Raw genomic sequence first — 11,457 nt, 5'->3', positions numbered from 1 at the left:
TGATTTTATTGATCGATATCAGCGTAATGGTGTGCTTTTGATTTTATATGGTATTGATTATAAAGTATTTTTTAGGTTCTTGTTGTGCCCGTAAAATGCGCGGGGAAGCAAATTGTGAGTAACAGCACATACCCCCTGAAACATTATTGGGTAGAATCCGCTGCGTCATAGGGAAATAAGCGCAGAATATTATGAATACTATTATTCTACCGAAAACTCAGCACCTCGTGGTATTTCAGGAAGTCATTAAAAGTGGCTCCATAGGTTCTGCCGCAAGACAACTAGGCCTGACGCAACCCGCCGTCAGCAAAATCATCAGCGACATCGAATCCTACTTCGGGGTGGAAGTGATGGTGCGTAAAAACACCGGCGTAAAACTCACTGCTGCTGGTCAGGTGCTGCTGTCATACGCTGAGTCGATCACCCGCGAAATGAAAAACATGGTGAGCGAAATCAACAGCCTCAGTTTCAGTACCGTCATGGACGTCTCCTTTGGCTATCCGTCGCTGATTGGCTTCACCTTCCTGTCTGAGATGATCAAAAAATTCAGGGAAGTGTTCCCGAAAGCGCGCGTCTCCATGTATGAAGCGCAGCTCTCTTCATTCCTGCCCGCCATTCGCGACGGTCGGCTGGATTTTGCCATCGGCACGCTGAGCGACGGAATGTTGCTTCAGGATCTTCACGTTGAGCCACTGTTTGAATCCGAGTTTGTGCTGGTGGCGAGTAAATCACGAACGTGCACCGGCCCGACCAGATTGGCATCACTTACGCATGAGCAGTGGGTGATGCCGCAAACCGATATGGGCTACTACAACGAACTCCTGACCACCCTGCAAGACAACCGCATCAGCATTGAAAACATCGTCCAGACCGATTCCGTCGTCACTATCTATAACCTTGTCCTTAATGCCGATTACCTGACGGTGATCCCCCGTGACATGATTGCGCCGTTCGGTTCGGACCAGTTTATCGTCCTGCCGGTGGAAGATGAATTACCCGTGGCGCGCTATGCCGCCGTGTGGTCGAAAAATTACAGTATTAAAAAATCGGCGTCAGTATTAGTTGAACTGGCAAAACAATATTCGTCGATGGATATCGATAAACGACGATAAAAATAATTAAGTTTTAAAACACCCGGAGCGACGCTTTTTAACGCTCTGATACCCTGACTTTGCCTGAAAACAATGAATTATTATAACGAGGATATTATGCACATTACCTACGATCTCCCGGTGACCATTGAAGATATTCAGGACGCCAGAAAACGCCTGGCGGGAAAAATTTATAAAACCGGCATGCCGCGCTCAAATTATCTCAGCGAACGCTGTAAGGGTGAGATATTTCTTAAGTTTGAAAATATGCAGCGTACCGGTTCGTTTAAAATACGCGGGGCGTTTAATAAGTTAAGTTCGTTGACGGACGCAGAAAAACGCAAAGGGGTAGTGGCCTGCTCCGCAGGAAACCACGCTCAGGGGGTGTCGCTCTCCTGCGCCATGCTCGGTATCGACGGCAAAGTGGTGATGCCGATGGGCGCGCCAAAATCCAAGGTCGCCGCTACCCGCGACTATTCGGCGGAAGTGGTGCTGCACGGCGAGAACTTTAACGACACCATCGCTAAGGTGAGCGAAATCGTCGAGATGGAGGGGCGCATATTTATTCCGCCTTATGACGATGCGAAAGTCATTGCCGGGCAGGGCACCATCGGCCTCGAAATTCTCGAAGATCTTTACGACGTGGATAACGTGATTGTCCCTATCGGCGGCGGCGGCTTAATTGCCGGTATTGCGACAGCAATTAAATCCATCAACCCGACAATCAATATTATCGGCGTACAGTCTGAAAACGTTCACGGAATGGCGGCTTCCTGGCAGGCCGGAGAAATAACCAACCATCGCGTTACCGGCACATTAGCCGACGGCTGCGACGTGTCTCGTCCGGGTAAATTAACCTTCGAAATTGTTCGTGAACTGGTCGATGACATTGTGCTGGTGAGTGAAGACGATATTCGCAACAGCATGATTGCCCTTATTCAGCGAAATAAAGTGGTGACGGAAGGTGCGGGCGCGCTGGCCTGCGCGGCGTTATTAAGCGGCAAGCTTGACCACTATATTCAGGGCCGTAAAACCGTCTGCATTATTTCCGGCGGCAATATCGATCTCTCCCGTGTTTCCCAAATTACCGGCTTCGTTGACGCATAAAGGTGACCTATGAGCAACACAGAAAGCATTATCGTTGGCCAGACAAAAACATCCTCCTGGCGTAAGTCTGACACCACATGGACGCTCGGCCTGTTTGGTACCGCCATTGGCGCAGGCGTGCTGTTCTTCCCCATTCGCGCAGGCTTTGGCGGACTGATCCCCATCCTGCTGATGCTGGTACTCGCCTTCCCGATTGCGTTTTACTGCCACCGCGCGCTGGCGCGCCTCTGTTTGTCCGGCAGCAACGTCTCCGGCAACATCACCGAGACGGTGGAAGAGCACTTCGGGAAAACCGGTGGGGTGGTGATCACCTTCCTCTACTTCTTCGCCATTTGCCCGCTGCTGTGGATTTACGGCGTCACCATTACTAACACCTTTATGACCTTCTGGGAAAACCAGCTCCAGATGCCTGCGCTGAACCGCGGCGTGGTGGCGCTGTTCCTGCTGCTGCTGATGGCCTTTGTGATCTGGTTCGGGAAAGACCTGATGGTGAAGGTGATGAGCTACCTGGTGTTCCCGTTCATTGCCAGCCTGGTGCTGATTTCCCTGTCGCTGATCCCGTACTGGAACTCGGCGGTGATCGACCAGGTCAACCTGAGCGATATCGCCTTTACCGGTCATGACGGCATTCTGGTCACGGTGTGGCTGGGGATCTCCATCATGGTCTTCTCCTTTAACTTCTCGCCCATCGTCTCCTCGTTTGTGGTCTCCAAGCGCGAAGAGTACGAGCCGGAGTTCGGGAAAGAATTCACCGAGCAGAAATGTTCCAAAATCATCGGTCGCGCCAGCCTGCTGATGGTGGCGGTGGTGATGTTCTTCGCCTTTAGCTGCCTGTTTACGCTCTCTCCGCAGAACATGGCGGATGCCAAAGCGCAGAACATTCCGGTGCTCTCTTACCTTGCGAACCACTTTGCCTCGATGTCGGGCAGTAAATCCACGTTCGCCACGGTGCTGGAATACGGCGCCTCCATCATCGCGCTGGTCGCTATCTTTAAATCCTTCTTCGGCCACTACCTGGGCACGCTGGAGGGGCTGAACGGCCTGATCCTCAAGTTCGGCTACAAGGGCGATAAGAAGAACGTCTCCGTCGGCAAGCTGAACACCATCAGCATGATTTTCATCATGGGCTCCACCTGGATTGTGGCCTACGCCAACCCGAACATTCTCGACCTTATTGAAGCCATGGGGGCGCCAATTATCGCCTCTCTGCTGTGTCTGCTGCCGATGTACGCCATTCGTAAAGCGCCCGCGCTGGCGAAATACAAAGGCCGGACCGAGAACATCTTCGTGACCGTGGTCGGCCTGCTGACCATTCTGAATATCGTTTACAAACTGTTTTAAGCCAAAGCTCAGGAAGAGCGGAGTAATACATGACTGAATTTCCGGTAGTACTGGTTATTAACTGCGGATCGTCCTCCGTTAAGTTTTCGGTGCTGGACGCAGCAGGCTGCGATGCCCTGCTGACGGGCATTGCGGACGGCATCAACACTGAAAAAGCCTGTATTTCCGTGAACGGGGGTGAGCCGGTCAGACTGGCTCACCAGGACTACGAAGGGGCGCTGGCCGCCATCGCCCTCGAGCTGGAGAAACGCGACTTGATGAGCAGCGTGGCCCTGATTGGCCACCGCATCGCTCACGGCGGCGATCTCTTCAGCGAGTCGACCCTCATCACGGAAGAGGTCATTGAGCAGATCCGCCTGGTTTCCCCGCTGGCGCCGCTGCATAACTACGCCAATCTGAGCGGCGTGGAAGCCGCAGAGCGCCTGTTCCCCGGCGTGCAGCAGGTGGCGGTATTTGACACCAGCTTCCACCAGACCATGGCGCCGCAGGCGTATCTGTACGGTCTGCCGTACCGCTATTTTGAAGAGCTGGGCGTGCGCCGCTACGGCTTCCACGGCACCTCTCACCGCTACGTGTCCGCGCAGGCACACGCGCTCCTCGGGCTGTCATACGATGACAGCGGCCTGGTGATTGCCCATCTCGGCAACGGGGCGTCCATCTGCGCGGTGCGCAACGGTAAAAGCGTCGATACCTCAATGGGGATGACGCCGCTGGAGGGGCTGGTGATGGGCACGCGCTGCGGCGACGTGGACTTCGGCGCAATGGCGTGGATTGCCCAGCAGACCGGCCAGTCGTTCGAGGATCTGGAGCGCGTGGTCAACAAAGAGTCCGGGTTGCTTGGCATCTCCGGTATCTCCTCCGATTTACGTGCGCTGGAGAAAGCCTGGCATGACGGCAATGACCGGGCACAGCTGGCGATAAAGACCTTTGTCCACCGCATAGCGCGGCATATCGCCGGTCACGTCGCGTCTCTGCACCGTCTGGATGGCGTGATCTTCACTGGCGGCATCGGTGAAAACTCCACGCTGATCCGCGCGCTGGTGGCGGAACATCTGAAGGTGTTTGGCATCGCGCTCGACGAGGCGAAAAACGCTCTGCCGGGCAGCGCGGGTGAGCGCGTCATCTCCACCGAGTCGTCCCGCGTGACCTGCGCGGTTATCCCTACCAACGAAGAAAAAATGATCGCGCTGGACGCCCTCCGTCTTGGGAAGGTCATCCCGGCCGCGGCTTACGCCTGATAAAGCGAGAATCACATGAAAGTAACAATCGATACGGGCGTCGCGCCCTACAGCGACGCATGGGCCGGGTTTCGCGGTGAAGAATGGAAAAACGCCGTTAACGTCCGCGATTTTATTCAGCATAACTACACCCCTTATGAAGGCGATGAAGCTTTCCTCGCGCAGGCGACGCCAGCAACGACGGCGCTGTGGCAGAAGGTGATGGTCGGCATTCGCCAGGAGAATGCCACCCACGCTCCGGTGGATTTCGACACCAACATTGCCACCACCATTACCGCCCACGGACCGGGCTATATCGACCAGGATCTTGAGACGATCGTCGGCCTGCAAACCGACAAGCCGCTCAAGCGCGCCCTGCATCCGTACGGCGGGATCAATATGATCCGCAGCTCGTTCGAAGCCTACGGGCGGGAAATGGATCCGCAGTTCGAATACCTGTTTACCGACCTGCGTAAAACCCACAACCAGGGCGTGTTTGACGTTTACTCCCCGGAGATGATGCGCTGCCGTAAATCTGGCGTGCTGACCGGTCTGCCGGACGGCTACGGGCGCGGGCGCATTATCGGCGATTACCGCCGTGTGGCGCTGTACGGCATCAGCTATCTGGTGCGCGAGCGTGAACTTCAGTTCGCCGATCTTCAGGGGAGGCTAGAGCGCGGCGAAGATCTGGAGGCAACGATCCGCCTGCGCGAGGAGCTGGCGGAGCACAGGCGCGCGCTGCTGCAGATCCAGCAGATGGCGGCGAACTATGGCTTTGATATTTCACGTCCTGCGATGAACGCGCAGGAAGCGGTGCAGTGGGTCTATTTTGCCTACCTTGCCGCAGTGAAATCCCAGAACGGCGGGGCGATGTCGCTGGGGCGTACGGCCTCGTTCCTTGATATCTACATTGAGCGAGACATGCAGGCGGGGCGGCTGAACGAGGTGCAGGCCCAGGAGCTGATCGACCACTTCATCATGAAGATCCGCATGGTGCGCTTCCTGCGCACGCCGGAGTTCGACACGCTCTTCTCCGGCGATCCGATCTGGGCCACGGAAGTGATCGGCGGCATGGGGCTGGATGGCCGTACGCTGGTGACCAAAAATAGCTTCCGCTACCTGCATACCCTGCATACCATGGGGCCCGCGCCGGAGCCGAACCTGACGATCCTCTGGTCTGAACAGCTGCCGATCGCGTTTAAGAAATACGCCGCGCAGGTGTCGATCGTCACCTCGTCGCTGCAGTATGAGAACGACGATCTTATGCGCGCCGACTTCAACAGCGACGACTACGCCATTGCCTGCTGCGTCAGCCCAATGGTGATCGGCAAGCAGATGCAGTTCTTCGGCGCTCGCGCCAACCTCGCCAAAACGCTGCTGTACGCGATCAACGGCGGGGTGGACGAGAAGCTGAAGATCCAGGTCGGCCCGAAAACCGAGCCGCTGCTGGACGACGTGCTGGATTACGACACCGTGATGGCGAGCCTCGACCACTTTATGGACTGGCTGGCGGTGCAGTACATCAGCGCGCTGAATCTCATTCACTACATGCATGATAAGTACAGTTACGAAGCCTCGCTGATGGCGTTGCACGATCGTGACGTCTATCGCACCATGGCCTGCGGCATTGCCGGGCTGTCGGTGGCGGCGGATTCCCTGTCGGCGATTAAGTACGCCACGGTGAAACCAGTGCGCGACCACAGCGGCCTGGCGGTGGACTTCGTCATCGAAGGGGACTATCCGCAGTACGGCAATAATGACGATCGCGTGGACAGCATCGCCTGCGACCTGGTGGAGCGATTTATGAAGAAGATCCAGGCGCTGCCGACGTATCGCAACGCGGTGCCGACTCAGTCGATCCTGACTATCACCTCCAACGTGGTCTACGGCCAGAAAACGGGCAACACGCCGGACGGACGCCGCGGCGGCACGCCGTTTGCGCCTGGCGCCAACCCGATGCACGGTCGCGACAGGAAAGGGGCGGTGGCTTCGCTAACGTCGGTCGCCAAGCTGCCGTTTACCTACGCGAAAGACGGGATCTCCTATACCTTCTCCATTGTGCCGCAGGCGCTGGGCAAGGATGAACTGGTGCGCAAAACCAACCTGGTGGGGCTGCTGGATGGGTACTTCCATCACGAAGCGTCTATTGAGGGCGGGCAGCACCTGAACGTCAACGTCATGAACCGGGAGATGCTGCTGGATGCCATTGCCCATCCGGAGAACTACCCGAACCTGACAATTCGCGTATCCGGCTATGCGGTACGGTTTAACGCTCTGACGCGCGAGCAGCAGCAGGACGTGATTTCGAGGACGTTTACGCAGGCGATGTGACGCAGGCCAAATAATCCGCCCCCTTCAGATAAGGGGGCTTTTTTGTCTGCTAAAAATCATGCAGATGTTCGTTCATTCCATGCATCAGAAAATTGAATATTGCCATCGCAGTAAGTCCAGATTGCTTTTTCGTATCTCAACTGAATGGATTCAAGATGGCCCGTACCGGGACAGTTACGTGTATCGTTAACAATAGGGGAGATTGATACGACCTTTACACCTTCCAGTTCAGTTCTGAAGTATTCAACTTCCCTTCCCGCATCGTTAATTCGATAATATCTTATCTCAACTTTTTTTAGGTTTTGCCCTGTAGCCACAGCCTTATAAAGATACGGAGATGAACTATCTATCTCCTTCTCGAACAAGAAAGGGGCATGTTTGCGCGTTCCGGTTAATCTCCCGGAAAGAGGATCTGTTGGAATACTTAAATTATGGGTTAACCCTCTAATTTCAACACTCCCTTCCCGATCCTGTACATCACTTGAACCCTTAATAAGTGAGCCGCCATCGTCAAAAAACCAAATATGAACCGGTACAGCCATAAATCATGCTCCTTTCGAAAATCAGTGGTGGATCCATGTGCCTGCTTTTACCGCCTCAGCAAACATTCTTACGGTTAATGGCTTCGATATTTGTTTAACGGGTTCTTGCGTAAACCATTTTCTGAAAAACCAAGTTTGAGTCCAGGGGAAATAGTTTTGCGTGGGCACATTGATAAGATACTTTTTCTCAAACTTCTCAATGACATAAACGATATCATCCAGATCGGTGTAATCCTGTAAAACATCGTCTAACTCGAGCGGGATCCTCTTGCCCGTAAATGTTCCCTGTTCTGGTAAATTTTCCCTGAAGAACTTCAAAACATCATTTTCACTATTCATATTCACCAAATCCGATCTTTAGGGTGAGCAATCGTATTATATCGTGAGAGTGTTTTGTAACTTATCGTTGCAAGATCAGCAGCAAGTATGGTTATCCCCAATGCAGGGATCCATCGACCAATGAATGCACCTAAGTTTTTGGTATACATTGGTTTTCGGTATTTAAAGCTTGCGAGGGTAATCGTAGGTAATCGGTGTGGTAGCTGTACATTCAGAAGATCACGAAGATACTTAGAAGCCACGGAAGTACCTATAGTAGCCGTTTCTGGCTTTGTTCTGGTCTCAAGTATAGGTAAACCAAGGATCATAGTAGCCATCATTACTGCATCTTTTAATCCACCGAACTGTTCATCGGTAGTATCAAGGAAAATCCAAAAAAATAACTCAGACGCCGAGATATTACATACACCTTTATAGAAGTATGTTCCATTGAGCTCTTCAACGGTATCCATATCATAGCCATAATAATAGAGTGGTTTCAGTGATGCTATCGTATAAAAATTTGAAGGCATAAAGTAGAACAATCCTCTTTATAAATTCTTAAAAAAGATCCATTTCTTAAATATATTGATTCTGTGAAATTCGTCACTTTTAGAATTTTTTACCAAACATCATTAAAAATGAGGCGTTTTTTTCTCTAAATTTAGGAAGTCCGCATAAAGATTGTGACTTTTTTCTCCCGCGCTACGGATATGATCTTCCCATACCAACAACACACACCTGCACTCTCTGACTCGCAATCGCTGGCGATCGGAACCTAATAAAAACAATTGTTTACCCTACAAAATAAGCGAGTGCCCAATGAATATGGCAACAAACAGCAGTGTGATTGTGAGTGATTCCCCTGCGGCAAGGCGGGCGGGAATGAGCGAAAGCGAATGGCGAGAGGCGATCAAATTCGACAGCACCGACACGGGCTGGGTCATCATGAGTATCGGGATGGCTATCGGCGCGGGTATCGTTTTTCTTCCGGTGCAGGTTGGACTAATGGGGCTGTGGGTCTTTTTGCTCTCCTCGATTATTGGCTATCCGGCCATGTACCTCTTCCAGCGTTTATTTATTAATACGCTGGCGGAATCCCCGGAATGTAAAGACTACCCGAGCGTGATTAGCGGTTATTTAGGTAAAAACTGGGGCATCTTATTAGGTGCGCTCTATTTCGTGATGCTGGTCATCTGGATGTTTGTCTATTCCACGGCTATCACCAACGACAGCGCATCCTATTTGCACACCTTCGGTGTCACCGAGGGGTTGCTGTCGGAAAATCCCTTCTACGGCTTATTCCTGATCTGTATTCTGGTCGCCATCTCTTCGCGCGGTGAAAAGCTGCTGTTTAAAGTGTCCAGCCTAATGGTGCTGACCAAATTATTTGTGGTGGCGGCGCTGGGGCTTTCGATGATCGGCCTCTGGCATTTAGCCAACGTGGGTATGCTGCCGCCGATGGGGTTGCTGATAAAAAATGCCATTATTACACTGCCCTTTACCTTAACCTCCATTCTGTTTATCCAGACCTTAAGCCCGATGGTGATTTCCTATCGTTCACGGGAAAAATCCGTTGAGGTGGCGCGTCATAAGGCGCTGCGGGCGATGAATATCGCCTTTGGCATACTCTTTGTCACGGTCTTCTTCTACGCCGTCTCTTTCACCCTGGCGATGGGACACGACGAAGCGGTGAAAGCCTACGAGCAGAACATTTCAGCCCTGGCGATTGCGGCGCAGTTTATCAGCGGCGACGGCGCGGGCTGGGTCAAAATCGTCAGCGTGATCCTCAATATTTTTGCCGTGATGACCGCCTTTTTCGGCGTCTATCTCGGCTTCCGCGAAGCCACGCAGGGGATCGTGATGAATATCCTGCGCCGTAAAATGCCGGCTGAACGTATTAATGAAAGCATCGTCCAGCGCGGGATCATGCTGTTCGCTATCCTGCTGGCCTGGAGCGCGATCGTGTTAAACGCGCCGGTACTGAGCTTCACCTCTATCTGTAGCCCCATCTTCGGCATGGTGGGCTGCCTGATCCCTGCATGGCTGGTCTACAAGGTACCGGCGCTGCATAAATATAAGGGCGTATCGCTGGTGATTATTGTCATCACTGGGCTGCTGCTTTGTGTTTCTCCTTTCCTCGCATTTTCCTGAGGGCAAATAAGGTCGTAACGATGTCTGAGCAAACTCATCCTTTATGGAATCATTTTATTCGCGTAGTGCAGGAAGAAGTTAAGCCTGCGCTGGGGTGCACCGAGCCCGTTTCTCTGGCCCTTGCCTGTGCGATTGCCGCAGAGCAACTGCCCGGCGACGTCACGAAGATTGAGGCGTGGGTATCGCCGAATCTGATGAAGAACGGGCTTGGCGTAACGGTGCCGGGCACCGGCATGGTCGGGCTGCCCATTGCGGCGGCGCTGGGTGCCATCGGTGGCAATGCGCAGGCGGGGCTGGAAGTGCTGAAAGATGTCACCGCCGATGCGCTGGCGCGGGCCAAAGCAATGCTTAACGCCGGTCTGGTGCAGGTGAAATTGCAGGAGCCGTGCGATGAGATCCTCTATTCACGTGCCTGCGTCTACGCCGGTGAGGCCTCGGCCATGGTGACCATTGCGGGCGGACATACCCGCGTGGTGGAGGTGGTTTGTCACGGCGAAACGCGCTTCAGTCTTGACGAGCGGCAGGCCGAGGTAAGTAACGATCCGCTGGCTGTACTGTCAAACACCACGCTCTCGCAGATCCTGGAGTTTGTCGAACAGGTACCGTTCGAGGCGATCCGCTTTATCCTGGAAGCAGGGCAACTGAACGACGCGCTCTCTCGTGAAGGGCTTAGCGGGAAGTGGGGGCTACACATTGGCACCACCCTCAATAAGCAGCGCGCACGCGGATGGATGGCGCAGGATCTGGGTTCAGACATCGTTATCCGCACCAGCGCGGCCTCGGATGCCCGCATGGGCGGCGCGACGCTGCCGGCGATGAGCAACTCGGGCTCCGGGAATCAGGGAATTACAGCCACCATGCCGGTTGTCGTGGTCGCTGAACATGTTCAGGCCGATGACGAACGGCTGGCGCGGGCGCTGATGCTCTCGCATCTGTCGGCTATCTACATCCATTACCAGCTTCCGCGTTTGTCCGCGCTGTGTGCGGCGACAACGGCCGGTATGGGGGCCGCCTCAGGGATGGCGTGGCTGATGGGCGGAAGCTATCAGACGATAGCAATGGCCATCGGCAGTATGATCGGTGACGTCAGCGGGATGATCTGCGACGGGGCGTCTAACAGCTGCGCCATGAAAGTCTCGACCAGCGTCACCAGCGCCTGGAAAGCCGTGATGATGGCGCTGGATGATACAGCCGTGACGGGTAACGAAGGAATTGTGGCCCACGACGTGGAACAGTCTATCTCTAACCTGTGCGCCCTGGCGTGCCGCTCAATGCAGGCAACGGACCGGCAGATTATTGAGATTATGGCGAGTAAGGTGTAGCGATTGGCATTCGTCCCTCTTCCCAAAGGGGAGA

At 53.9% G+C, this 11,457-nt stretch carries 10 protein-coding genes; 7 read left to right on the top strand and 3 right to left on the bottom strand.

All coding sequences use genetic code 11. The features are described from left to right. Nucleotides 1–191: 191 nt before the first annotated feature. The 5 genes from tdcA (at nucleotide 192) to pflB (ending at nucleotide 7,087) form a co-directional block, all read left to right on the top strand. Nucleotides 192–1,112: a transcriptional regulator TdcA gene (tdcA, locus tag IM271_RS10880; protein WP_045260099.1), complete on the top strand. Its 921-nt coding sequence runs from the start codon at nucleotides 192–194 to the stop codon at nucleotides 1,110–1,112. Between the two features lie 96 nt (nucleotides 1,113–1,208). Then, entirely contained in the window at nucleotides 1,209–2,198 is a 990-nt protein-coding gene (gene tdcB / locus IM271_RS10875; RefSeq protein ID WP_023326154.1) for a bifunctional threonine ammonia-lyase/L-serine ammonia-lyase TdcB, read from the top strand. 9 nt (nucleotides 2,199–2,207) lie between these two features. Then, nucleotides 2,208–3,539 carry a threonine/serine transporter TdcC gene (gene tdcC / locus IM271_RS10870; protein WP_028014517.1) on the top strand — a complete coding sequence of 444 codons (1,332 nt, stop codon included), beginning with the start codon at nucleotides 2,208–2,210 and terminating at the stop codon, nucleotides 3,537–3,539. Between the two features lie 29 nt (nucleotides 3,540–3,568). Beyond that, entirely contained in the window at nucleotides 3,569–4,777 is a 1,209-nt protein-coding gene (gene tdcD, locus IM271_RS10865; RefSeq protein ID WP_192971921.1) for a propionate kinase, read from the top strand. 15 nt (nucleotides 4,778–4,792) lie between these two features. Continuing rightward, nucleotides 4,793–7,087: a formate C-acetyltransferase gene (gene pflB / locus IM271_RS10860; protein ID WP_192971920.1), complete on the top strand. Its 2,295-nt coding sequence runs from the start codon at nucleotides 4,793–4,795 to the stop codon at nucleotides 7,085–7,087. 56 nt (nucleotides 7,088–7,143) lie between these two features. Here the strand turns inward: pflB and IM271_RS10855 are convergent, their stop codons facing one another. The 3 genes from IM271_RS10855 to IM271_RS10845 are packed head-to-tail and all read right to left on the bottom strand — an operon-like array spanning nucleotide 7,144 to nucleotide 8,420. Further along, complete coding sequence (locus tag IM271_RS10855; RefSeq protein WP_048338835.1) at nucleotides 7,144–7,629, bottom strand: type VI secretion system tube protein TssD; 486 nt, start codon at nucleotides 7,627–7,629, stop codon at nucleotides 7,144–7,146. 21 nt (nucleotides 7,630–7,650) lie between these two features. Continuing rightward, complete coding sequence (locus tag IM271_RS10850) at nucleotides 7,651–7,968, bottom strand: DUF1493 family protein (RefSeq protein WP_045260103.1); 318 nt, start codon at nucleotides 7,966–7,968, stop codon at nucleotides 7,651–7,653. Nucleotides 7,969–7,970: 2 nt separating this feature from the next. Then, on the bottom strand, nucleotides 7,971–8,420 hold the full coding sequence (locus IM271_RS10845) for an STM2901 family protein (RefSeq protein ID WP_045260104.1): 450 nt from the start codon (nucleotides 8,418–8,420) through the stop codon (nucleotides 7,971–7,973). Nucleotides 8,421–8,769: 349 nt separating this feature from the next. Here IM271_RS10845 and IM271_RS10840 point away from each other — a divergent pair, with 349 nt between their 5' ends. Next, nucleotides 8,770–10,101 (top strand): amino acid permease, encoded by a 1,332-nt coding sequence (locus tag IM271_RS10840; RefSeq protein WP_041907950.1) that lies wholly within the window; start codon nucleotides 8,770–8,772, stop codon nucleotides 10,099–10,101. Between the two features lie 20 nt (nucleotides 10,102–10,121). Next, nucleotides 10,122–11,423: a serine dehydratase subunit alpha family protein gene (locus IM271_RS10835; RefSeq protein ID WP_193052581.1), complete on the top strand. Its 1,302-nt coding sequence runs from the start codon at nucleotides 10,122–10,124 to the stop codon at nucleotides 11,421–11,423. Nucleotides 11,424–11,457: the final 34 nt, after the last annotated feature.

This window comes from Enterobacter cloacae complex sp. I3 (assembly GCF_014896175.1).
GTDB classification, from domain to species: Bacteria; Pseudomonadota; Gammaproteobacteria; order Enterobacterales; family Enterobacteriaceae; genus Enterobacter; species Enterobacter bugandensis.
This window is presented reverse-complemented; position numbering and strand designations above follow the sequence as displayed.